Annotated in this window: 20 protein-coding genes; 13 read left to right on the plus strand and 7 right to left on the minus strand. The window is 39.4% G+C overall.

Going from position 1 to position 25,648, the window contains the following annotated elements:
• Positions 1-10: 10 nt before the first annotated feature.
• Complete coding sequence (locus N8A89_RS15670; protein ID WP_281543068.1) at positions 11-454, minus strand: hypothetical protein; 444 nt, start codon at positions 452-454, stop codon at positions 11-13.
• A gap of 296 nt (positions 455-750) precedes the next feature.
• On the opposite strand from N8A89_RS15670, the gene N8A89_RS15675 reads away from it, so the two are divergent.
• From N8A89_RS15675 to N8A89_RS15720, 10 genes are all read left to right on the plus strand, one after another.
• Positions 751-1,944, plus strand: a complete 1,194-nt coding sequence (locus N8A89_RS15675; RefSeq protein ID WP_281543069.1) for an Nramp family divalent metal transporter — start codon at positions 751-753, stop codon at positions 1,942-1,944.
• Complete coding sequence (gene pxpA, locus N8A89_RS15680; protein WP_281543070.1) at positions 1,945-2,688, plus strand: 5-oxoprolinase subunit PxpA; 744 nt, start codon at positions 1,945-1,947, stop codon at positions 2,686-2,688.
• Positions 2,685-3,422 (plus strand): 5-oxoprolinase subunit PxpB, encoded by a 738-nt coding sequence (gene pxpB / locus N8A89_RS15685; RefSeq protein WP_281543071.1) that lies wholly within the window; start codon positions 2,685-2,687, stop codon positions 3,420-3,422. The genes pxpA and pxpB overlap by 4 nt, the downstream gene beginning before the upstream one ends.
• On the plus strand, positions 3,415-4,254 hold the full coding sequence (locus N8A89_RS15690; protein ID WP_289644578.1) for a 5-oxoprolinase subunit C family protein: 840 nt from the start codon (positions 3,415-3,417) through the stop codon (positions 4,252-4,254). Before pxpB ends, N8A89_RS15690 begins: the two co-directional genes overlap by 8 nt.
• 349 nt (positions 4,255-4,603) lie before the next feature.
• Complete coding sequence (gene ilvD, locus N8A89_RS15695) at positions 4,604-6,280, plus strand: dihydroxy-acid dehydratase (RefSeq protein ID WP_289644579.1); 1,677 nt, start codon at positions 4,604-4,606, stop codon at positions 6,278-6,280.
• An 81-nt stretch (positions 6,281-6,361) separates the two neighbouring features.
• On the plus strand, positions 6,362-8,095 hold the full coding sequence (gene ilvB / locus N8A89_RS15700; protein WP_289644580.1) for a biosynthetic-type acetolactate synthase large subunit: 1,734 nt from the start codon (positions 6,362-6,364) through the stop codon (positions 8,093-8,095).
• A 32-nt stretch (positions 8,096-8,127) separates the two neighbouring features.
• A complete protein-coding gene (locus N8A89_RS15705; protein ID WP_281543073.1) occupies positions 8,128-8,706 on the plus strand; it encodes an O-methyltransferase in 579 nt (192 codons plus the stop codon).
• A gap of 47 nt (positions 8,707-8,753) precedes the next feature.
• Positions 8,754-9,281: an acetolactate synthase small subunit gene (gene ilvN / locus N8A89_RS15710; protein ID WP_281543074.1), complete on the plus strand. Its 528-nt coding sequence runs from the start codon at positions 8,754-8,756 to the stop codon at positions 9,279-9,281.
• Positions 9,282-9,312: 31 nt separating this feature from the next.
• Positions 9,313-10,788: a ketol-acid reductoisomerase gene (ilvC, locus tag N8A89_RS15715; protein WP_281543075.1), complete on the plus strand. Its 1,476-nt coding sequence runs from the start codon at positions 9,313-9,315 to the stop codon at positions 10,786-10,788.
• Between the two features lie 60 nt (positions 10,789-10,848).
• Positions 10,849-12,441, plus strand: coding sequence for an NADP-dependent glyceraldehyde-3-phosphate dehydrogenase (locus N8A89_RS15720; RefSeq protein ID WP_281543076.1), 1,593 nt, complete (start codon positions 10,849-10,851; stop codon positions 12,439-12,441).
• A gap of 184 nt (positions 12,442-12,625) precedes the next feature.
• Here the strand turns inward: N8A89_RS15720 and N8A89_RS15725 are convergent, their stop codons facing one another.
• From N8A89_RS15725 to leuC, 5 genes are all read right to left on the minus strand, one after another.
• Positions 12,626-13,261, minus strand: coding sequence for a hypothetical protein (locus tag N8A89_RS15725; RefSeq protein ID WP_289644581.1), 636 nt, complete (start codon positions 13,259-13,261; stop codon positions 12,626-12,628).
• Positions 13,262-13,472: 211 nt separating this feature from the next.
• Complete coding sequence (gene leuB / locus N8A89_RS15730; protein WP_289644582.1) at positions 13,473-14,528, minus strand: 3-isopropylmalate dehydrogenase; 1,056 nt, start codon at positions 14,526-14,528, stop codon at positions 13,473-13,475.
• A 197-nt stretch (positions 14,529-14,725) separates the two neighbouring features.
• Positions 14,726-16,249 carry an alpha-isopropylmalate synthase regulatory domain-containing protein gene (locus N8A89_RS15735; RefSeq protein WP_281543078.1) on the minus strand — a complete coding sequence of 508 codons (1,524 nt, stop codon included), beginning with the start codon at positions 16,247-16,249 and terminating at the stop codon, positions 14,726-14,728.
• Between the two features lie 68 nt (positions 16,250-16,317).
• Entirely contained in the window at positions 16,318-16,914 is a 597-nt protein-coding gene (leuD, locus tag N8A89_RS15740) for a 3-isopropylmalate dehydratase small subunit (protein ID WP_281543079.1), read from the minus strand.
• Positions 16,915-16,943: 29 nt separating this feature from the next.
• Positions 16,944-18,359 carry a 3-isopropylmalate dehydratase large subunit gene (gene leuC, locus N8A89_RS15745; RefSeq protein ID WP_289644583.1) on the minus strand — a complete coding sequence of 472 codons (1,416 nt, stop codon included), beginning with the start codon at positions 18,357-18,359 and terminating at the stop codon, positions 16,944-16,946.
• 184 nt (positions 18,360-18,543) lie between these two features.
• Here leuC and N8A89_RS15750 point away from each other — a divergent pair, with 184 nt between their 5' ends.
• Complete coding sequence (locus N8A89_RS15750) at positions 18,544-19,782, plus strand: hypothetical protein (protein WP_281543080.1); 1,239 nt, start codon at positions 18,544-18,546, stop codon at positions 19,780-19,782.
• Positions 19,783-19,899: 117 nt separating this feature from the next.
• Here the strand turns inward: N8A89_RS15750 and N8A89_RS15755 are convergent, their stop codons facing one another.
• Positions 19,900-22,440 (minus strand): DUF559 domain-containing protein, encoded by a 2,541-nt coding sequence (locus N8A89_RS15755; protein ID WP_289644584.1) that lies wholly within the window; start codon positions 22,438-22,440, stop codon positions 19,900-19,902.
• Positions 22,441-22,592: 152 nt separating this feature from the next.
• Between N8A89_RS15755 and N8A89_RS15760 the strand changes: the two genes are divergently transcribed.
• Together N8A89_RS15760 and N8A89_RS15765 are read left to right on the plus strand one after the other, a co-directional pair.
• Positions 22,593-24,674 carry a M1 family metallopeptidase gene (locus N8A89_RS15760; protein WP_289644585.1) on the plus strand — a complete coding sequence of 694 codons (2,082 nt, stop codon included), beginning with the start codon at positions 22,593-22,595 and terminating at the stop codon, positions 24,672-24,674.
• A complete protein-coding gene (locus N8A89_RS15765) occupies positions 24,674-25,588 on the plus strand; it encodes a patatin-like phospholipase family protein (protein ID WP_281543083.1) in 915 nt (304 codons plus the stop codon). Before N8A89_RS15760 ends, N8A89_RS15765 begins: the two co-directional genes overlap by 1 nt.
• Positions 25,589-25,648 lie beyond the last annotated feature (60 nt).

Here is a 25,648-nt window from a genome sequence, read left to right on the forward strand (position 1 = left end):
GATGGATTTGTTATATCATTCTTATGTTTGCTTTTAAACCTTCCATGATTCCGATAATATTCTTTACGGTCTCATTGAGATAATATCGAACTACGATATGAGGTATCCGAATGGTGGTGAAACCATTTTTAAAAGAGTGCATTGCTTCTTCTAGATTGTTTATGGCATCTTCCTCTGTAAGCTTATCGTACTCGGAATCTATTTCAATATTTAGCTTGACTCTAGAAATGGCAATGTCTACGGACTTTTTACCGTCCCACCACTCTAACATGGCACCTATTCCAGCCTCTTTGAGCGCGTAATACAGCTGTACCGCTTCTAAGGGCGTATTGTTTTTTTCTATTAGCTTTTGCATGCGCTGATGGTGTTGGACACAGAGTTCCACGCCTAAGCTGTCCATTGCATTCTTATGGTCTAGATAGCCTAATTCTTTATTACATTCTAAACAAATCATTAAGTAGGTTAAATTTGGTTCGGGGAATATAATAACCATGTATTTTTACGATTAGTATGTTCTATCGATGTATGACACCCAAGTTTTAGACGAACGGTAAATTTTTAGACGAACGGCAACCAAAAGTGTTAAAACTGTGGTGAAAATCACATCCTATAAAAAACAGCTCTTTAGTTTTTAGAGTTTATATTTACTCCATCATCGATATTTTCATGTTCAGAGACAATAATTGTTTTTACCGCAACTAACGTGTGGCCTTGCCTATTGGGAGTTTATTATATTCTTTATTCGATATTATGTTCAAAAAAATTGGCCCCGGAGTTTTAATCGCTGCTGCTTTCATAGGTCCGGGTACGGTAACTGCCTGTACCTTGGCAGGGGTAGGTTTTGGTTTTTCACTTTTATGGGCCATGCTTCTGTCTATTATAGCAACGATAGTGCTCCAAGAAATGTCGGCAAGGTTGGGTATTATCACCCAAAAGGGTTTAGCAAGTGTTATAAAGCAGGAATTGAGCACACCATGGATACGGAGTACGATGATTGGAATTATTCTGGGAGCCATTGTCATTGGAAATGCTGCTTATGAAGCTGGAAATATCGGAGGTGGAACTCTGGGCCTGGAGGCAATTTTTGGAAATGCTTATTCGGACTATTATGCATGGGTAATAGGAGGTATGGCGTTCATCCTATTGTATATAGGAAACTATAAGGTATTGGAAAAGGTATTTGTCCTGTTGGTACTGATAATGAGCCTTTCCTTCGTTATTACGGCCATATTGACGAAACCAGATTTATTTGAGCTCGCAAAGGGGCTTTTTGTACCTAAGGTTTCTGAAGATAGTATTTTAACCATTGTCGCTTTAGTGGGGACAACTATTGTACCTTATAATCTTTTTTTACATGCCTCCTTGGTAAGTGAAAAATGGAAGTCGGCAAAAGACCTCAAAGCAGCCAAAAGAGATACAGTGGTTTCCATTGTTCTTGGAGGTATGGTTTCAATTTGCATTATAATTACTGCTGCGGCCATTAATAACAACCAAGTGGAGAACGTAATGGATATGGCAGAGGGCTTAAAACCTTTGTATGGGTCTAGCGCCAAATATTTTATAGGAGTTGGTTTATTTGCAGCAGGTATAACTTCGGCCATTACGGCACCATTGGCAGCCGCTTATGTTGCTGCCAGTTGTTTTGGGTGGGACGTTAATTTCAAACACTGGAAGTTTCGGATGATTTGGATGCTTATTCTAGGGCTCGGTGTTTTCTTTTTGACCTTTGATATACGGCCCATAGAGATTATAAAATTTGCGCAGGTTGCCAATGGCATCCTATTACCGGTAATTGCCATATTCCTTTTATGGGTGGTGAACAGGACTTCGGTTATGGGGGCTTATAAAAATACGAGGTTGCAAAACACCATCGGTGTAACCATCATTCTACTTTCCATTATATTGGGAGCTAAAAGCATATTTAAAGTATTAGGATTGTTCTAAATGGATAAAATCTATATTGATATTAATTGTGATGTTGGAGAAGGTATGGGAATCGAGGCCGATATCTTTCCATTGATATCCTCATGCAGCATTGCTTGTGGGGGACATGCCGGAGATACGAAATCCATGACCAAAATGGTTGAACTCGCCCAACAACACAAGGTAAAAATTGGGGCACATCCATCGTATCCGGATAAATTAAATTTTGGTCGGGTTTCTTTGAAAATGGATGCAAAGGAGCTCGCGGACAGTGTTCAAACACAGATTGAAAGCTTAAAATCAATAAGCGAAAAATCGAGTATCCCGTTACACCACATTAAACCGCATGGGGCCTTATATAATGATATTGCAAAAGATGAAAAGCTCGCGACTATTTTTTTGGAAGCCATAGCTATATATAAATCCGATTTGTTTCTCTATGTTCCGCCTGGCTCAGTAATTGAAGTATTAGCTCAAAAAAATGGGTTCAAGATTAAACTTGAAGCTTTTGGCGATAGAAACTATACTGCGGATTTGAAACTCGTTTCTCGGAAACATCCCGACGCACTCATTACAGCACCAGAAGCCGTACTAAATCATTTGCTTGAAATAATTAAAATAGGTAGGGTAAGAACCGTGACAGGGGATTTTAGGAATTTGATGGCAGATACCTACTGCATTCATGGCGATACACGGAACGCTTTACAAATTTTAACGTATCTTTCTTTGGAATTACCCAACCATAAAATCTACATTACCAAGTGATACCTCCCCCAATCCACATAAAACCCTTTGGAATTCATGCAGTTTTAATTGAATGGCCCAATGAGGTCAGTGAAACTGTCCTAAATAGTATTCTTCAGTTTGAGGATTATCTTAAGGACGAGTGTTTAGAGGATGAAAATTGGGAAACGGTACCATCTTACAATTCCTTACTACTCTTGAACAGGACACAGACTATTGAATTTTTTTCAATCAGTAAAAAAATAAATAGTTGGTACGACAAGGTAAAGGAGCGTAAACCTAGGCAACGTTATCTATGGCGCTTACCAGTTTCCTATGATAAGGAATTTGGGATTGATTTAAAAGAAATTTCCGAAAAGTTAAACAAATCCGTTGAGGAAATCATAGCGCTTCATACAGGAGAAATATATACGGTCTACGGAATTGGGTTTTTGCCCGGTTTTATGTACTTAGGAGGCTTAAATGAGGCTTTGGAGCTACCAAGAAAGGCTTCCCCACGTTTAAAAGTTGCCCCGGGCTCCGTTGCGATTGCAGGAAAACAAACGGGTATTTATCCACAAGAATCACCTGGTGGTTGGAATATCATAGGGAGCTGTACGGTTCCCATTTTTAATCTTCAAAATGAAAACCCCTGCTTTGTAAATGTTGGAGATAAGATACAGTTCTATGAGATTTCACGCGCAGAGTATGATTTGCATAAAATAGAGGCTGAGGTGGGCATATATCAACTAGAAAAAATTAAGTTAGATGCTTAAAGTTCTAAAATCAGGGTTTTATACCAGTGTACAGGACTTGGGAAGGTTTCACTACAGAAACAAAGGTGTTCCTGTTTCAGGGGTTATGGACCAAATGTCCGTATTTAAGGCCAATTCCTTATTAGAGAACGACTCCTCGGCCGCTGTTCTAGAAATTACGATGACCGGTCCAACGCTTGTTTTTGAGGAGGAGACCTATATGGTCCTCGCGGGAGCAGAAATGGCCGTCACGTTGAACAACGAACCCATTCAAAACTACAAAGTTTATCAAATTGATGTGGGTGATATTCTCTCCTATGGTAGACTGGACAGGGGTTTCAGGTCATACTTGGCTGTAAAGGATGGTTTTAAAGCAAAAGAAGTTCTAGGCAGTAGATCTTTCTTTAAACCAATAACATCAGAGAACAGGATAAAGGATGGGGATATTATTCCTTTTGATTATAATAAGTTATTTAAACCTAAGATTTCAGAGATTAAAGTTGATTCGTTTTTAAGAAATACGATTATAGAGGTCTATAAAGCCCCGGAGTTTGACCTACTAAACGATAGGCAATTGGAGGAAATTTTTTCAAAGGACTTTACGGTTGCCAAGGAAAACAATCGAATGGCGTATCAACTAAAGGAACAGATTCCTGGCCATGATATAACTATGCTAACTTCTGCCACTCTACCGGGAACGGTACAATTGACCCCGTCCGGAAAATTGATAGTGTTGATGAAAGACGGACAGACTACGGGGGGGTACTTAAGGATATTGCAGTTATCGGATATGGCTATTTCCATATTGGCCCAGAAAAGGGAAGGAAACAATATTTCATTCAAATTACTCTAAAAGCAGGCATTCGATAAAGTAATCAGATTAAAATTTCAAAAAATTTAGCAAGTTCATTGCAATAAGACTTGTTCTATTGTTGGTAAGACATAATCTATATTTCCTCGTAAATCTCGACGCTATCTAGAATAACGTCAAGACTATATTTCCATACAAATGGACTCAAGCTGTGTTTATTGAATATGATATAAAAAGAAGAATTAATTAATTGATAATCAGTTAATTAAATCAATTTTAATTAAATTGAATTTGAACCCACCGTTTTTGTTAAAATTATAGGGGTATTTAAACTTTTATCTTTGATTGTAAAGGATTGTAAAATCTAATTATCGCTTACCAGAACAAGATTATGGAATTGAACAAATACAGTAAAAATGTTACTCAGGATCCTACGCAACCTGCAGCGCAAGCCATGCTTTATGCCATTGGTTTTAAGGATGAGGATTTTGAAAAACCCCTAGTCGGTATTGCAAGTACTGGTTATGAAGGTAATCCATGTAACATGCACCTGAACGATTTGGCCAAATTGGTAAAGGAAGGCGTCAACTCCAAGGAAACTGTAGGTTTAATTTTTAATACTATTGGCGTTAGTGATGGAATTTCCATGGGAACCCCTGGAATGCGTTTTTCCTTACCCTCTCGTGATATCATAGCAGATTCTATGGAGACGGTGGTACAGGGAATGTCCTATGACGCTCTGGTAACGGTTGTTGGCTGTGATAAGAATATGCCCGGAGCATTAATGGCGATGTTGCGCCTTAATAGACCTTCCATATTGGTATATGGGGGGACCATCGCTTCAGGGTGTCATAATGATAAAAAGTTGGATATCGTTTCAGCTTTTGAGGCATGGGGGGAAAAGGTAGCCGGTACCATGAAGGAATCCGAATTTAAAAGTATTATAAAAAAATCCATTCCAGGTGCTGGTGCCTGTGGTGGCATGTATACCGCAAATACGATGGCCTCTGCCATAGAGGCTTTGGGTATGGCATTACCATATAATTCTTCCAATCCCGCTATAAGCAAGGATAAGGAAGCCGAATGTATCGCTGCGGGAAAGCAAATGCGAATTCTCATAGAGAAAGACATTAAGCCCCTGGATATTGTTACCCGTAAATCATTGGAGAATGCCATTCGTCTGGTAACGATTATGGGAGGTTCTACCAATGCCGTACTTCACTTTTTGGCCATTGCAAGAGCTGCCGATGTAGAGTTTACCCTTCAAGATTTTCAACATATAAGCGATACCACTCCTTTCATTGCCGATTTAAAACCAAGCGGTAAATATTTAATGGAGGATGTTCATAGGGTAGGTGGCATTCCCGCTGTATTGAAGTATTTACTAAGAAATGGTCTATTGCATGGCGATTGTCTTACCGTAACTGGAAAGACGCTGGCCGAGAATTTGGAAAATGTCCCAGATCTAGAAGAAGGCCAAGATGTTATAATGCCCTTGGATAAACCCATAAAGGCTACAGGACATTTAAGAATGCTCTACGGAAACTTGGCCACAAATGGTTCGGTGGCCAAAATTACAGGTAAGGAAGGTTTACTTTTTAAGGGTACGGCTAAAGTTTTCAATAGTGAGTACGAAGCCAACGATGGTATCCGAACCGGAATGGTTAAAAAAGGTGATGTGGTAGTAATACGATACGAGGGTCCAAAAGGCGGCCCTGGTATGCCGGAAATGCTCAAACCAACTGCTGCTATTATGGGCGCAGGTCTAGGAAAGGATGTGGCCTTGATTACGGATGGCCGATTTTCTGGCGGAACACATGGTTTTGTAGTAGGACACATTTCTCCAGAAGCGCAGGAAGGTGGGACCATTGCCTTGGTAAAGGATGGAGACATCATCACTATTGATGCGGAGACTAACGCCATAAATGTGAATGTTTCTAATGAGGAATTGCTGAAAAGGAAAGCTGTATGGGTGGAACCAGAATTGAAATTTAAGAAAGGGGTACTTTATAAATATGCCCGTTCAGTGTCATCCGCTGCACAAGGATGTGTTACGGATGAATTTTGAAAAAATAAAATGGGTTTCGAGTACTAAATACGGGAAGGTGTTGAAAATTTGTATTCGAGTTTGAAAATTGAATTTTGTATTATGGAAACGATAAAAGAAAAAAAAACAGCCACGAAAACACAAACCACGATTAATATTTCTGGCGCAGAGGCAATAATTCATTGTTTGCTTGCTGAAGGAGTGGATTTACTTTATGGATATCCAGGTGGTGCAATTATGCCTGTATATGATGAGTTATATAAGTTTCAGGATAAACTGACTCATATTTTAACACGCCATGAGCAAGGAGCAACGCATGCGGCACAGGGATATGCGCGGATTTCTGGTAAAGTTGGTGTGGCAATGGCCACTTCTGGCCCCGGAGCAACGAATTTGGTAACGGGATTGGCAGACGCCCAGATAGATTCCACACCAATGGTTTGTATTACTGGGCAGGTACCGAGACACTTATTAGGTTCGGATGCCTTTCAAGAGACCGATATCATCGGGATTTCTACCCCTGTCACCAAATGGAACTATCAAATCACGAAAGCTTCGGAGATTCCAGAAATAATGGCCAAAGCTTTTTATATAGCTAAATCTGGCAGACCTGGACCTGTATTGGTGGACATTACTAAAAATGCCCAATTCGAGGAATTTGATTTTTCTTATAAAAAATGTACTGGCGTCCGTAGCTACAACCCTACTCCAAAACCTAACAAAGAATCCATTAAAGAAGCTGCTGAGCTTATCAACAATGCGAAAAAACCATTTATTGTTTGGGGACAAGGTATTATTCTTGGTCAGGCGGAGGAAGAACTTAAAGCATTAGTAGAGAAGGCGGGAATCCCTGCCGCATGGACCATTATGGGAGCTTCTGCATTGGATACAGGACATCCCTTGAATGTTGGTATGGTGGGTATGCATGGGAATTACGGACCTAACCTTTTAACTAATGAGTGCGATGTGCTAATTGCCATAGGTATGCGCTTTGATGATCGTGTGACGGGCAGGCTGGAAGATTATGCCACGCAAGCGAAGGTGATTCATTTTGAGATTGACCCCGCAGAAATTAATAAAAATGTCCATGCGGATGTAGCCGTACTTGGAGATTCTAAAGAAACACTAGCGCTTCTAATTCCGATGATCAATTCGAATTCGCACGAGTCTTGGCATACCGTCTTTAAGGAAAAGTATCAAATAGAATATGATACCGTCATCAAAAATGATATCTATCCCACCAAAAAAGGATTGACCATGGGTGAGGTAATCGAGGAAATTAATTTAGCCACCAATCATAAAGCGGCTATAGTATCGGACGTGGGTCAGCATCAAATGATTGCGTGTAGATATGCAAAGTTCAAGGAAACGAAAAGTAATATAACTTCCGGTGGCCTTGGGACCATGGGTTTTGCCCTTCCTGCCGCCATAGGTGCCAAAATGGGAGCGATGGATAGGGAAGTTGTTGCCATAATTGGCGATGGAGGATATCAGATGACCATTCAAGAATTAGGAGTTATATTTCAACATAATGTACCGGTAAAAATTGTGGTACTGAACAATGACCATTTGGGTATGGTACGCCAATGGCAGGAGTTATTTTTTGATAGACGCTATGCCTCTACCGTGATGGTGAATCCAGATTTTGTGAAAATTGCGGAAGGTTATCATATAGAAGCTAAACGGGTGAGCGAAAGAAAAGATTTAAAAGCAGCCGTTCAAGAGATGATAGCTTCTGATAAGCCCTATTTTTTGGAAGTAAAGGTAGAGAAGGAAGATAATGTATTTCCAATGATACCATCAGGAGCCGCCGTATCCGAGGTACGATTGAAATAAGAAGTTTTTAATAATCAACCGACAAGAGACCAATGCATGAAACCATCATTAGGGATGTTCCTAAAATTTATGAGGAGATACAGCGTAAATCCAAAGAAATTGGTTTTACCATGCCTTCGGATATTTACATTGGCACCATGTTAAAAACACTAATAAGTTCTAAGCCTGCGGCAAGAGTTCTTGAACTTGGAACCGGTCTTGGCTTGTCGTTAGCCTGGATGATTGATGGTATGGATGAAAATTCTAATCTAATTACCATCGATAATAATCCCGAATTAATTGAATTAGCACAACACTATTTTGGAAAGGACGAAAGGTTGGAAGTATTTTGTGAAGACGCATCCATTTGGCTAGAAAATTATACTGGACCGAAGTTCGATTTAATATTTGCGGATGCCTGGCCAGGAAAGTACAGCCAATTAGAAGAAACGCTGAACATGCTCAAATCAGGTGGCTTTTACATCATTGACGATATGAAGCAACAACCTAATTGGCCAGAGGGACATGATGAGAAGGTTCGAGGGTTAGTGTCTTATTTGGAAAAGAGAAATGACTTAAGCTTGACCAAAATGAATTGGTCAACTGGGGTGATAATAGCGGTTAAAAAATAAAATTACTGGGCTTGAGGTTGAAGAACCAAAGTCAAAATAGATGAACAATGGAAAAGCAATGGTTTACCATATCGGTGTATTCCGAAAATAACGTCGGATTACTCAATAGGATTTCCGGAATATTTTTAAAGCGTCACATTAATATCGAAAGCTTAAATGTCTCTAAATCAGAAATTGATGAAGTTTCTAAGTTTACTATAGTGGTGAACACGACCGAGAAATGGGTCACGAACATCGTAGGGCAAATAGAAAAACAAATAGAGGTCATCAAGGCGTTTTACCATACGGACGAAGAGACCATATATCAAGAATCGGCATTATTTAAGATTGCTTCAGACCTGTTGTTCGATGAGCGTCAAATCCAGAATATCATCAAAGAAAGCAACTCGCAAATTGTTACTGTGGCTAGGGATTTTTTTGTTTTGGCAAAAAGCGGAAGAAGGCATGAAATAGATGAAATGCATAAACAATTAAAACCCTTTGGTATCATGCAATTTGTACGCTCTGGGCGCATATCTATATCCAAGGAGGAAATGCAGATATCGGCTATATTAAAAGAATTTCAACATAACTAATCATTCAAAAATCAAACTAAGAGAATACAAAATGGCAAATTACTTTAATACACTATCGTTAAGAGATAAATTAACCCAACTGGGAAAATGTAGGTTCATGGAGTCATCGGAATTCTCTGATGGTGTTAGTGCTTTAAAAGGAAAGAAAATTGTTATCGTAGGATGTGGGGCCCAAGGTCTAAACCAAGGTTTGAACATGAGAGATTCAGGATTGGACATTTCCTATACGCTACGTGATGCCGCGATAAAAGAAAAAAGGCAGTCTTATATCAATGCAACTGAAAACGGTTTTACCGTAGGCACATACGAGGAATTGATTCCTAGTGCCGACCTTGTCATCAATCTTACTCCGGATAAGCAGCACACTGCCGTAGTAGGTGCTGTAATGCCTTTAATGAAAAAGGGGGCGACGTTGTCCTATTCGCATGGCTTTAACATCGTTGAAGAAGGTATGCAGGTCCGTAAGGATTTGACCGTAATCATGGTAGCGCCAAAGAGTCCAGGTTCTGAGGTAAGGGAGGAATACAAAAGAGGGTTCGGTGTCCCAACATTAATTGCCGTACATCCGGAAAATGATCCTGAAGGAAAGGGATTGGAACAGGCGAAGGCCTATGCAGCAGGTACCGGCGGACACAAAGCCGGAGTTTTAGAGTCCTCTTTTGTGGCGGAGGTAAAGTCAGACCTTATGGGAGAACAGACCATTCTTTGTGGCTTGTTACAGACAGGATCCATTCTATGCTTTGATAAGATGGTCGAAAAAGGAATAGATGCTGGTTACGCCTCAAAATTAATTCAGTATGGGTGGGAGACTATAACCGAGGGTATGAAATATGGGGGAATTACTAATATGATGGACCGCCTATCAAACCCAGCTAAAATAAAGGCCTTTGAACGCTCTGAGGAATTGAAGGATATCATGAGACCTTTGTTTTACAAGCATATGGACGATATTATGACCGGGCATTTCTCTAAAACAATGATGGAGGATTGGGCCAATGATGACAAAAATTTATTAAAATGGCGTGCTGCAACGGGCGAAACTGCTTTTGAGAAAACTGCAGCTAGCAATGAGGATATCTCGGAACAGGAGTTCTATGACCATGGAGTTTTAATGATTGCCATGGTTAGGGCAGGGGTAGAGTTGGCTTTTGAGGCCATGACGGAATCCGGTATCATAGCAGAGTCCGCTTACTACGAATCTTTACATGAAACACCATTAATCGCAAATACCATTGCACGGAAGAAATTGTTTGAAATGAACAGGGTAATTTCCGATACAGCAGAGTATGGATGCTATTTGTTTGACCATGCTTGCAAACCTTTGTTGGCCGATTTCATGAAAAAAATTGATGTTGATGTCATTGGAAAACACTATGGGGAAGGTAAGGGTAATGGAGTGGATAACGCTAAATTAATTGAAGTGAACAAAGCCTTGCGGAAACATCCCGTGGAAGTGGTAGGTACTAGATTAAGGGAATCTATGACTGCAATGAAACCCATTGTATAACTAATGAATCCTTGAGCAATCAAGGATTTTTCGTATTAACGTATTTTAAGAGTTACAATTATGAGAACAGCCAAAACAAACATACCTGCAGCATATCAAATCACCGACACAATACATCAAAAGAAGTATTTGGTTGACGGTGAACTTAAAGAATGGACAGGGAATACTACAGAAGTATATTCCACCATTTCTTCGACCAAGGAATACAAACCAACTTTGTTAGGTAGTATTCCGGATATGCAGGAAACTGAAGCGCTAGATGCCCTAGATGCCGCCTTAAGAGCTTACGGAAAAGGACAGGGAGTTTGGCCAACCATGCACGTCAAGGACCGTATTGAATGTATGGAGGTCTTCGTTGCCAAGATGAAAACCAAGCGAGATGTTGTAGTAAAATTATTAATGTGGGAGATAGGTAAATCCTTACCGGATTCGGAAAAGGAATTTGACCGCACCGTGGAATACATTGAGGATACGATTGAGGATTACAAACAGCTGGACAGAAATGCGGCTAAATTCCAAAAACATGATGGGGTGTATGCGCATATAAAAAGAGGTCCATTAGGAGTGGTTTTGTGCTTAGGACCTTATAACTATCCCCTGAACGAAACCTTTGCCTTATTGATTCCGGCTATCATTATGGGGAATACTACCATATTTAAACCGGCGAAGCATGGAGTCTTATTGATAACTCCGCTTTTGGAGGCGTTTCAGACCAGCTTCCCAAAAGGAGTGGTCAATATTATTTTTGGACGGGGAAGGGCGGTAGCCGCCCCAATAATGAAAACAGGAAAAATAGATGTTCTTGCGTTGATAGGGAACAGTAAATCAGCCAACGCCCTGCAAGACCAGCACCCCAAGAGCAATAGATTACGTTTAGTACTTGGACTAGAAGCGAAGAATCCTGCCATTATCCTACCAGATGCGGATATGGAATTAACCATTAACGAATGTATCGCAGGAACGCTGTCTTTTAACGGTCAACGTTGTACGGCCTTAAAAGTAGTATACGTACATGAGGATATTCGGGAAAAGTTCAACAGACGTTTTGCGGATGCAGTCGACGGTTTAAAATTCGGAAATCCATGGGACGACGCAGTCAAATTAACTCCGCTGCCAGAACCGAATAAACCGGATTATATCCAAGAATTGATTGATGATGCCCTTGCCAAAGGAGCAAAAATTATCAACAAAAAGGGTGGCCAGCGAACGGAAAATTATATTTGGCCAGCGGTATTGTATCCTGTGACGAAGGATATGCGCGTCTATAAGGAAGAACAGTTTGGACCCATTATTCCAATACTTTCTTTTGTCGATATCGAAGAGCCTTTGGATGATATGGCGGAGAGTAACTATGGTCAGCAGGTAAGTCTCTTTGGAAAAGACGTGTATGCATTGGCGCCTTTAATAGATACTTTAGTGAATTTGGTTTGTCGTGTGAACCTGAATAGTTCTTGCCAACGTGGGCCCGATGTCTATCCGTTTACGGGAAGAAAGGACTCAGCACAAGCAACACTAAGTGTTCATGATGCATTGCGTTCTTTCTCCATCAGAACCTTTGTAGCTTTTAAGGATAATAATTTGAACAACGAAACCATAGAAAAGCTTTTGGAGACAAAGCTTTCTAATTTTGTGAGTACGGATTATATTTTGTAAAAGTATTTGAGAATACGACTCTAAAAGCTCCGTTATTTAATTAGTGAGGGCTTTTTTGTTTTGATTTTATCTTTTTCAATTTAAAAGCCAAATCAAAAAGATTTGGCGGACTTAGTAAAAATACCCAAACCATAAAGTTCATCATTTTATACCCTATTTGGTATAGGTATTGTTGTAAACAGTTCTATTTGCATTCATCATATTTTTCAGCTATTTCCAACAAATCAGATTGCCTTAATTTTCCGTTTTCAATTTTTAATGCGAGGTCCGGACAATCTGAAAAATATTTCATTGCATTTTTTTTAAAAGATTTTGTAAATGGCCCGACTTTGATCAATGGCGTTGCAATTCTGTCATATTTTCCTTGTGCGTAAAATTCATTGAAGTCCGTAGGATAATAGCCCTCTGAAGTAACAATATTAGAATTCCCTGGAAGTGGAGAAGCAGTTATCTCGCTTACCATTCGTCCATATAACCTGATATTGTCTCCGCTATAGAGTAGCTTAAACATTTGTGATTTGCCATGCTTAGAAGTTTTTATATATCTATAAATTGAAGTTTCATTATTTAAATCTTTAAAAATTATTTCTTTAACTGAACTTGGATAGTACTGTGATCTACCATTTTGTTCCTTCGATTCCTTATATTTTATTGAGTGAGAGTTACCAATGGCGGCCTTGTTGATTATGGGCAATTTCAAATACCCAATTAGTGTGTCCCCCTTTTTCAATATTAATTTTCCTTGGGTCCAATCGTATTGCCCATAGATATAACCAAATACGAAAAAGCTTAAACATAAGATTAAAAAATTTTTACTCATAAGGTTTTTTTAATTGTTTGCAACAAATAGCTAATAGAAGTCATACTTCGACAGGCTCAGTACATGTTTTTTAGCGGTTCATAACGAAGTTAATGGATTTTTTTAATGGGTTCAAGAGGCTCACTGTTTCATTTTTACCACTTTTGTAAACCATAAAAAAAGGTCCAAAGAATACTTCTTGGACCTTAAAATTTGTTACAAAAAATACACATTAAATATTTTTGGCCAACCAATCCCCAACCTCACTGGTTTTGTAGGATTTGGCATCTTCCGATAGGTCTTCGGTGACTACGCCTTCTGCCAAGGATTTATTTACCACACGACGGATATCATCCGCTTCCTGCTGTAGACCAAAATCCTCAAAAAGCATTGCTGCCGATAATACCGTAGCCAAAGGGTTAGCAATATTCTTTCCAGCAGCTTGCGGATAGGAGCCGTGTATAGGTTCGTATAAGGAGACTTTGCTTCCAACCGATGAGGACGGCATTAGGCCCATGGACCCTGATATAACCGAAGCTTCATCCGTTAAAATATCTCCAAATAAATTTTCGGTTATGATGACATCGTATCCTTTGGGCCATTGCACCAATCTCATCGCAACAGCATCTACAAATTCATAGGTGACTTCTACCTCTGGATAGTCCTTTTCCATGGCTTGGACCGTTTCCCGCCATAAGCGTGATGATTCTAAAACATTGGCTTTGTCTACGCAACAAAGTCGCTTTGATCGCGTCATGGCCATTTCAAATCCTTTTTTTGCCAGACGTTGAATTTCAGCCCTGGTATAGGTCATCGTATCGAAAGCGGTATTTCCATTGTCCTTTCTTCCCCGTTCCCCAAAATAAACTCCCCCGGTTAATTCGCGAAGAATGATTAAGTCAGTTCCTTCAATGCGTTCCCGTTTTAAGGGCGATTTATCTATTAATGATGGAAAAGTGAAAGTGGGCCTAACGTTAGCGAAAAGCCCTAATTTTTGTCTCATTTTCAACAACCCCTGTTCTGGACGCACTTTGGCCGATGGATCGTTATCAAACCTTGGATGTCCAATAGCACCAAAAAGAACGGCATCTGCATTGGCACAGATTTCATGGGTTTCATCCGGATAGGGCTCTCCAACGGCATCAATCGCTGCCGCACCTGTTAAGGCAGGTTTCCAGTTGATATCATGATTATACTTTACGGCTATGGCATCACAAACTTTTACGGCTTGGTCTATTACTTCTGGTCCTATACCGTCTCCGGCTAAAAGGGCTATGTTTAGTTTCATTGATAGTAAGTTTTATTTTTTTCCGCGCAAGCGGTGATCTTTTCAGTTTATTGTGAAATTCTGTTTAATTGGCTATTGGCTATTGGCTATTGGCTATTGGCTATTGGCTATTGGTTTATTTTCACTTCTTTTTACTAACAACTAACAACTAACAACTAACAACTAACAACTAACAACTAACAGCTAACAGCTAACGGTTATATAATATTCAACATCTTTTCTGTCGCTTTTATGGCCGATACCGTTTGATCGGAATCCAATCCTCTTGAAATAAACTCTTTGTTACCGCTAGACCACGTGATGATGGTTTCACAAAGGGCATCGGAATTACTTCCGGGTGGGATACGAACCGCATAATCTACCAAGGTGGGCAGTTCTATCTTTAAAGAGCTATAAACCTTTCTCAAGGCATTCATGAATGCGTCGTACTGACCATCCCCCTGGGCGTGAGCCTCATAATTTTTACCGTTAATTTCAACCGATAGGGTAGTGGAAGGCATTAATCCTTTGGAATGCGTTAACACATAGGATTTTACAAAAACCTTCTGCAGATTATCCTTGGTATCCAATACATCCGATATAATGTATGGTAAATCCTCTTTGGTAACCCTTTCCTTCTTGTCGCCAAGCTCAATAATTCTAGCTGTAACTTTTTTCAGCTCATCGTCGTTCAAGGTTAAGCCAAGCTCCTGTAAATTTTTTTGGATGTTTGCCTTTCCGGACATTTTACCAAGAGCATATTTACGTTTTCTACCAAAACGTTCCGGCATTAAATCGCTAAAGTAAAGGTTATTTTTACTGTCTCCATCTGCGTGAATGCCAGCTGTTTGTGTAAAAACATTATCTCCAACTATGGGCTTGTTCGCGGGAATTCCGAACCCTGTAAAAGCTGAGACCAATTTACTCACCTTAAATAGAGAAGATTCATTAACCCCAATTTCAACCTCTGGTAAAAAATCGTTAATGACGGCCACGGCACTCGCCATTGGAGCATTACCGGCGCGCTCGCCCATACCATTTACCGTGAGGTGCAATCCATGACATCCTGCCTTTACGGCTTCCATGACATTGGCAACACCAAGATCATAATCGTTATGGCCATGAAAATCGATATGCATTTTTGGATAACGTGCTACGATTTCCGATATAAAATCGAAGGTCTCCTTATAGGTTAAAATACCCAGTGTATCGGGTAACAATACCCTTTTTACTGGTTGGGTAGTTAAGAAGTCTAGAAACTGAAAAACATACGCTTTAGAGTTTCGCATACCATTGCTCCAATCCTCTAAGTAAATGTTATTGATGATTCCCTTCTTTTCAGCAGCTTTGAAAACCGTTGCAATTTCTTTGAAATGCTGCTCGGGAGTTTTCTTGAGTTGGTGCTTTAAATGGTTCAAGGATCCTTTTGTCAATAGATTTTGTGACTTGGCACCGGCCTTATCCATCCATTTTAAAGAAACTCCGCCATCCACGAACGTAAGGACCTCCACTTTATCCAGGTAGTTGTTGGATTTCGCCCACTGGGTAATTTGCTGCACGGCCTCCAACTCGCCTTCGGAAACTCGGGCAGATGCCACCTCAATGCGGTCCACTTTAAGCTCTTCCAACAATAATTTAGCGAGCTTAAGTTTTTCTGATGCCGAAAAAGATACACCCGAGGTCTGTTCGCCGTCGCGAAGGGTTGTATCCATTATTTCCAACTTTCTTTTTTGTGTTCCCATTTAGAAATTGGGTAGAGGGGGATATCCCCCGGACTTCCCCATGTTGGGGTGATTGTTATAAATTAAGATTATAGGGGTGTACTCTTGGCAAACTCCTGAATCTTATCCTTTATGTTCAGTAAATAATCGATATCGTCAAAACCATTGGTCATATTGCCCTTTTTGTAATCGTTGATGTCAAAGGACTCGCTTTCTCCAGTTGCCTCGATAGTTACCGTTTGTTCTGGAAGGCTGACCGTAAATTCCGCCTTGGGATTTTTATCTATTTCATCAAATATCTTTTGAAGAAACTCGGCACTGACTTGCACCGGTAAGACCCCGATATTGAGGCAATTACCCCTAAAAATATCTGCAAAAAAACTAGAGATTACACATCGGAATCCATAATCATAAACTGCCCAAGCAGCATGTTCACGAGAGGAACCTGAACCAAAATTCTTTCCCCCGACCAAGATTTTTCCGCTGTATTTGGGGTCGTTTAAAACAAAATCGGTCTTAGGTGTATTATCTTGATTGTAACGCCAATCCCTAAACAGATTGTCGCCAAACCCTTTGCGTTCGGTAGCTTTTAAAAAGCGTGCGGGGATAATCTGATCCGTATCTACGTTCTCAATAGGTAGTGGGACCGCCGTTGATTTTAATATTGTAAATTTATCGTATGCCATGTTTTCAGTTTTGTATTATGGGTAATTTGTTATGCCGTTTCTAATTGCATTAATTCCCTTGGGTCTGTAACTTTTCCTGTAACCGCAGCTGCGGCAGCAACTAATGGACTTGCCAATAACGTTCTTGAGCCAGGACCTTGCCGACCTTCAAAGTTTCTATTTGATGTACTTACCGCTAATTTACCGGGAGGAATCTTATCATCGTTCATAGCCAAACATGCGGAACAACCCGGTTCGCGAAGTTCAAAACCTGCTTCTTTTAAAATATCCAGGATACCCTCTTCCTTAATGGCGTTCTCCACTTTGTGGCTTCCGGGAACTAACCATGCAGTAACATTACCCGCTTTTTTTCTTCCCTTAACTATGGAAGCAAAAGCCCTAAAATCTTCAATCCTGCCATTGGTGCAGCTTCCAAGAAATACAAAATCAATGGGCTTTCCAATCATGGAATCGCCCTCATCAAAGGCCATATATTTTAATGACTTCTTATAGGTTGATGCGCCCCCTTGTACCATATCTGATGTAGGAATATCGTTTTTGATTCCCATTCCCATTCCGGGGTTGGTGCCATAAGTGATCATAGGTTCTATCAAGGAACCATCAAAGGTTAATTCCTTATCAAAAATGGCATCGGGGTCTGTGTACAAGGTTTGCCAATAATCCATGGCTTTATCCCAGGCTTCGCCTTTAGGCGTGAATTCACGTCCTTTTATATAATGAAACGTAGTTTCATCCGGAGCTATCATACCGCCTCGGGCTCCCATTTCAATACTAAGATTACATACCGTCATTCGACCTTCCATAGTCATGTTTTTAAAAACATCACCAGCGTATTCGACGAAATATCCCGTTGCACCGGAAGTAGTTAGTTGTGAAATGATAAAAAGCGCGACATCTTTAGGTGTAACCCCGTATTGCAACGATCCGGTAATATTAATGCGCATTCTTTTAGGTTTGGGCTGCATAATACATTGTGTAGCCAAAACCATTTCTACTTCAGAGGTTCCAATACCAAAGGCAATGGCTCCAAAAGCCCCATGGGTAGAAGTATGTGAGTCACCACAAACAATTGTGGCACCAGGTTGGGTGATCCCGTACTCTGGACCAACTACGTGGACGATACCATTTTTTTCATGACCAAGTCCCCAGTAGGAAATACCATATTCATTGGCATTTTCTTCCAGCATTTTTAATTGATTTGCGGACAATGGGTCGGCCACGGGGAGGTGTTGGTTGATTGTTGGCGTGTTATGGTCTGCCGTGGCAAATGTTTTTTCCGGATGCATTACCCGAATCCCCCTATTTTTCAAGCCTAAAAAAGCGACAGGGCTAGTGACCTCATGTACCATGTGACGGTCGATGAACAGCACATCTGGGCCATTTTCTATTTGATGCACCACGTGCGAATCCCAAACCTTGTCAAATAACGTTTTTGTTGCACTCATATTCTTTCAATTCTAAGCTAACAAAGCTAATGAATGAAAGGATTCTTTCGAAATTATACCCTTTTAAAATTACGATGTTCAAAAATAGTATTTCTTACTTCTTAAGAAATCAAATACTATTTGGTTCTGTTTAACGTTTTTTTATTCTACGCAATTTTTGATTATTGTTGTTTAAATTTTAAAAATGATGAAAAAACTTTTTGTTATTCTAAGTATCGCTTTAATCTCTTCATGTGGGTCAGATACTTTTGAACCTGAAAATGAGGTACGAAATGATGATGAAGTTGTCACAGAAGATGGAGATGGCGAAGAACCAAATGAGGAAAATGACCCACCAGAGACTCAAAAAGTTTTTACCAATTCTGTTGCCGTTCTGTATCAAATGCCTAATGGTTTGGGTAGTGATTATCTACTTTCGGATTATAGGCAAGGAGACCAGCAAATCAATACATCCGAACCAATTAATTTATCATCTTCCTATCCGATTGCCGCTGGAAGTAAATATAGACTCATAGAAAACAATTTGTTCTTTTGGTCGGATATTGCGTTAGGAACATTCGAGTTTTTAAGCTACGATTTACGTAATAAATCAGGAATTTTTATAGATAATTACAGGGTTGTAACAAATGATGAGCTCATGGCTAGCGGATACAACATTTGTCAATTTCCAACATCAGATTATTTTGTCACCTTAGTTTCCAATTTTACCGCTGATGGGGTATATCAGAACTCATTACATATATTCGATCCTAGCAACAATCAAATTGATGAAATAGCACTTTCTGGTGAAACCGGCCAGAACTGTGATTTTTTCAGATATAAGTCTTATGAAAATTTTTATTTCCATAATTACTGGAAAAACCGAGATAATGGTACTGTTGATACCTTTGGTTGGAACGTAGTGAACTTATCCACAAAAGAAATTATTTCCACTTTTGATAATCCAGCAACTAACTCAACTTTTGCTATTTATGAGAATAAAGTGATTTTTTCAGACGGGACGGTATTCGATTATATGATGGATTCATCAATTGATGGTTACAACTTTCCATTTGAGATGGGTACTCCAAACATGAATGAAGCGGTTTTTGAAAATGAGATGATGCTAACTATTACAGACGGTTTATTAGAAGAGAATAGACTAACGAAAGGTATTGTTTTATATGATATGGCTAATCAGACTTATAAAGCAATTTCATTACTAAAATTACAGGAAAAATTTCTTGAGTTTACAAATAATGAGAAGTTCATAAACGACTTATACGATGTTGTTTATGATTTTGAAAATGAGGTAATAGCATTATCCTTTTTAGTTGCTTTTCCTGAATATGGAGTTATGTTTGTAGATTTTGACCTTAATATTTTGGAATCCCATCTTTATGAAAGCGGTTCAGAGCCTTTGGATATGTTTGAGGTTAGATAAATCATTTTTAGATGCAATAATTCTATAGATTCCTAAACCTACCTCAATTTCAGGGATATTATGTAAGATTATAAATTTTGCTATTGGTTTTCTTTTCTAAGTTGAAAGCCGTAATGATTAGCTAATATAATTCCAGATATTTTTATATTTTATCAATTGGGCGTAGGTATGCCGAATAACCAAATTTTCATGTTTTTCTAAAGCCGGATCGTCTTTTAATAGCTGTAAGGCATAATATCTAGCGGTTTTAAGAATTTCATTATCCCTAACGATATCCGCTATTTTCAAGTTTAATAACCCACTCTGTTGAGTTCCCATGATGTCGCCTGGTCCTCTGAGTTTAAGATCCACCTCTGCAATTTCAAAACCATCGTTAGTACTCACCATGGTTTCCAGTCTGGTTTTCGCTTCGGACGATAGCTTAAGGCTTGTCATGAGGATGCAGAAACTTTGGTCGGCTCCGCGACCTACACGTCCCCTTAATTGGTGCAGTTGTGATAGCCCAAAACGTTCCGCACTTTCAATAATCATTACCGAGGCATTGGGCACATTTACGCCAACTTCTATAACTGTTGTGGCTACCATAATCTGGGTTTCACCATTTACAAAACGCGCCATTTCATAATCCTTGTCGGAAGGTTTCATTTTACCGTGAACGATGGAAATTTGATACTCGGGCATTGGAAAATCACGGACTATACTTTCGTATCCGTCCATTAGATCCTTATAGTCCAGTGCCTCGGACTCTTGAATTAATGGATAAACAACATAAATCTGTCTCCCTTTTTTAATTTCATCCCGTATAAATCTAAACACCTTTAGTCGGTTGGAGTCGTACCGATGAACGGTTTTAACGGGTTTCCGACCTGGTGGCAGTTCATCGATGACGGAAATGTCCAAATCTCCATAGAGGCTCATAGCCAAGGTCCTTGGAATTGGAGTTGCGGTCATGACCAAAATATGTGGTGGATAGGCCCCTCCAACCTCCCCCAAGGGGAGGCTATCTAATCTCGCTATTATTTTATTGAGGACGGAATCAACATCACCTATAATTTCTTGATTTTTAAATCGTATAACAGTATACCCAAATTCATTCAAAATCTGTGTTCTTAGTCTGTCCACCTCCAATTGAGACGGGTTGTTGTGATGTTCTCCATCAACTTCAATTATCAACTTTTTTGAGAGGCATACAAAGTCAACGATAAATTCGTCAATGATATGCTGTCTTCTAAACTTCGGCCCTAGTTGTTTGTTTTTTAGCTGCTCCCACAAAATTTTTTTAGCTTCAGTGGCTTGTTTTTTTCGTTCTTCTTGGTGTTTTTTTAAAAGATTGTATGTAGTAGGTCTGGCAGTTCGATACTTGTGATGTATTTCATTCACCCTCCCTTTGGGAGGGGTTAGGGGTGGGCTTCCTTTGTGCCAAAGCTTAGAACGTTGTGCTACACCAAAACGATGCTGTTCATCAATAATGGCCAAGCCTAAATTTTTGAACTGTACTTTGTCCTCTAGTAAAGCATGGGTGCCAATTAGGATATTTAGCTGTCCATTTTCCAATTGCTCATGTATAGGCTTTCTTGCCGATTTTTTAACAGACCCGGTCAGTAGTTCACAAGTTATATTGATACCCTTAAGAAGTTCAGTAATACCATTATAATGCTGGTTGGCTAAAATTTCTGTGGGTGCCATTAAGCAGGCTTGAAAACCATTATCTATGGCCAAAAGCATCACCATAACGGCCACGATGGTCTTACCCGAGCCCACATCACCTTGCAATAATCTGTTCATTTGGGCATTGCTTCCCAAATCTGCCCTGATTTCTTTAATTACCCTTTTTTGGGCGTCTGTCAGCTCAAAAGGAAGATGGTTTTGGTAAAAATTATTGAAAAGCTCCCCGACTTGGTCAAAATTGAAGCCTTTTATTTTTTGTTTGTGCAGCATATTCTTTGCAATGAGCTGCATCTGGACGTAAAATAATTCTTCAAATTTCAATCGGAATTGGGCTTTCGCCAATAATTCCTGATTTTTCGGAAAATGAATATTGAAGAGTGCTTCGCTTTTGTTCAGAAGTTTAAGTTCAAACAACAATTTGTCGGATAGCGTTTCTGCGAACTTTCCCCGTGTCTCCATAAACAACTGTTGCATCAATTTGCTAATGACCCTATTGGTGACGCCTTTGTTACTTAATTTTTCGGTAGAAGGATAAACGGGTTGCATGTGGACTTTAAGTCCCTCTTTATGTTCTTTTAGTAGTTCCATTTCCGGATGAGGCATAGAAAACACACCATTGAACCAATTACATTTTCCAAATATCACATAGGGGATGTTGAGCTTTAAATTTTCCCTGATCCACTTTTGTCCGCGAAACCAAACCAGTTCCATTTCTCCGGTCTCATCTTGAAATTTAGCAACGAGGCGCGTACCCTTTTTTTGCTCTACTGTTTTGATATTGATTATTTTACCAATTACTTGAACATCAGCATTACTTTTTTGCAGTTGGTTTATTTTGTAGTACTGGGTCTTATCAATATATCGGTTAGGGAACAGATTCAATAGGTCTTGATACACATAAATACCCAATTCCGATTGCAAACTCTCCGCCCTATTGGGGCCTACACCTTTTAAGTATGCAACGGGAGTTTGTAGAAAATTGGCATTCATTCAACGAATTTAGGTATAAGCCCCTTAATCGACAAAAGAGATAGGTAGCGTTATTTTACTGTTTTAGCTAAAAAAAAATCACGCCGAACACTAGGTTTATCTATACGATTCTAAAGCCCTAAATTTGGCTCATGTTTTGCTTATTATTGATTATGAGAAGGTTTTTCATTTTATTATTTCTTTTTTCATTTTTAACTACTAATGCTCAAAATCAGGATAAAGTAGATTTTATTCATGGGGATGTTCTCATCGAACCAATTCCAAAGAATAAGTCAATAAATGGCTCTGTGGTCTATGGGTTTGAGGTATTGGCCAATGTAGATTCTATTTTTTTGGACGCAAAAAATCTTGAGGTCTCCAAAGTTCTTCTAGACGGAAAGCCAATTGAATATTTAAATGACGGTCATATACTATCCATTCGAAATAGATTTAAAAAGAATAAAAATCATGAACTACGTATACACTATTCCTGCAAGCCAGAACAGACCGTCTACTTTATAGGTTGGAACGATTCTATAACGGGTAACGAACAAGTTTGGACGCAAGGCCAAGGAAAATATACGAGTCGTTGGTTGCCCAGTTTTGATGATATGGCAGAAAAGGTGGAGTTTGACTTCAGAATTATCGCTAACAAAAAACTTCAAGTAATTGCCAACGGCGAACTTATTGGCAAGGAAGTAGGTCAGGAAAAGGTAACGTGGAATTATGATATGAAAAATCCCATGAGCAGTTATTTACTTGCTTTTGCCATGGGCGATTACAATAAGCAAGAATTGGTTTCTTCTTCTGGAATTCCCTTGATAAACTATTTTTATCCTCAGGATAGTTTAAGGGTCGAGCCTACTTACAGATATACAAAGGAAATCTTTGATTTTTTGGAAAAGGAAATCGGTGTAGTATATCCTTGGCAGAATTACAAACAAATTCCAGTTCGTGATTTCCTCTATGCCGGAATGGAAAATACGGGAACCACAATTTTCTCCGATCAGTATATGATTGATTCCATCGCTTTTGTAGATAAGAATTATGTTAACGTAAATGCGCATGAATTGGCACACCAATGGTTTGGAAATCTGGTGACCGAAAAAAATGGGGAACACCATTGGTTGCACGAGGGTTTTGCTACCTACTATGCCTATTTAACGGAACAGCAGTTATTTGGTGATGACCATTATTATTGGAACTTATTTAAAACGGCCAATGAACTTCAGCAACTTTCGGAGAGGGGAGAAGGTCAATCTCTATTGGACCCAAAGGCAAGTAGTCTAACTTTTTACGAAAAGGGGGCATGGGCTCTGGTATTACTTAGGGATTTGGTGGGGGACAAAGCTTTTAAGAACGGAATCCAAAAATACTTGAAAAGGTATCAGTTTAATACTGTTACCATTTCCAACTTCTTTGATGAGATGGCATCGGCAAGTGGAAAGGATTTATCGGTTTTCAGGAGAGACTGGTTGGAATCAACCTCATTCCCATTCAAAGAAGCGATGGAAAAATTAGGCCAGAAATCGCCTTCCGTTAAACTGTTCTTACAAATGGAAGCGGAAATAAAAACTGCTCAAAGTGATACTATTGATTATTTGAAATATTGGAACAGAGGCAATTCCATACAGCTACAAATCCGAATGCTCGAAAAGTATAGGGCCGCATTACCTTCAGAACTTTTAGACAAGGCATTTCAATCGGATACGGTACCCGTCAGGCAAGCATTACTGAATCAGAAGGGGGTAAACAATTTAATGACGACAGGGCAATTATTATCCTTGCTTTCAGACAGGAGCTATATTACCAAGGAAATGGCCCTGTTTAATCTATGGCAGTATTATCCCGTAGATAGAGACAAATATTTAGAAATCACCAAAGATGTTATCGGACTGCCCAATAAAAATGTGCGCCTACTATGGTTGACTTTAGCTATACTAACGGCGAATTATAACCAATCAAATACGCAAGATTATTTTAGGGAGTTGAACTCGTATACGGGCCCGGAATATTCCTTTGAAATACGGCAGAATGCCTTTTTTTATCTAAAAGAAGCTTTTAAGCTTAATTATCAAAGCCTTGTTAATTTAATCTGTGCTACAAACCATCATGCCTGGCAGTTCAAGAAATTCGCCCGAAATTTAGTTGATGATTTACTTAAGGACCCGGACTACTTCTTGAGAATGCAGCAACTGGCTGAGGAACTAAAAGACGACGATTTGCGTTATATTCATACTAAATTTAAGAATTAATGCGTGCACTGGTCATTTCTGGAGGTGGTAGTAAAGGTGCTTTTGCCGGAGGAGTTGCACAGTTCCTTATTCAAGAATCGGGAAAAAAATATGATTTGTTCGTGGGCACCTCTACTGGTAGTTTGTTGATTTCCCACCTAGCATTAGGCAAACTTGATAAAATCAAGGATATTTATTCCAATGTAAATCAGAAGAGCATTTTCAATAATTGCCCCTTTCTCATACGGAAAAAGTATGGTGTTGATGAAATTTCGATTAATCACTGGAACGTTCTTAAAAATCTAGCTACCGGTAAAAAAACTTTTGGGGAAAGTGAGAATTTAAGGGAACTGATAGAAAACAGTATCACCAAAGAAGAATTTAAGCAATTAAAGGAAGGGAATCCGGATGTTGTAATAACGGTATCCAACCTCTCCTTGAACCAAGTAGAATACAAGACGTTAAAAGAATGTACTTATGATGATTATTGTGATTGGGTCTGGATTTCTTCCAACTACACTCCTTTCATGAGTTTGGTGCGTAAAAATGGTTGCGAGTATGCGGACGGCGGATTGGGCAGTATTGTTCCTATTGAGGAGGCCATTCGCCGTGGAGCTACGGAAGTGGACGTGGTCGTATTGCATACAGAGGTAACTTACTACAATAGAATGCCTTCACGAAATCCTTTTGAGCTATTAACGACAATGATGAGTTTTATCTTAGATCGTATAGAAACCAACAATATTAGAATTGGAAAGCTAGTGGCCAATCAGAATAATGCTATCATCAACTTGTATTATACGCCAACCATTCTAACCACAAATTCCTTAATTTTTGATAAGGATAAAATGACACTTTGGTGGAAGAGAGGCTATTTATACGCAAAGAATAAGAACGAAGAGACAAACCCCATCGAGCCTAACGAACATGAATAAGTCAGTAGTCAGTTGTCAGTAGTCAAAACTACTTTTTTGAGTAGTTCAACCCACAAACTC

Source organism: Maribacter aestuarii (genome assembly GCF_027474845.2).
Classification (GTDB): Bacteria; Bacteroidota; Bacteroidia; order Flavobacteriales; family Flavobacteriaceae; genus Maribacter; species Maribacter aestuarii.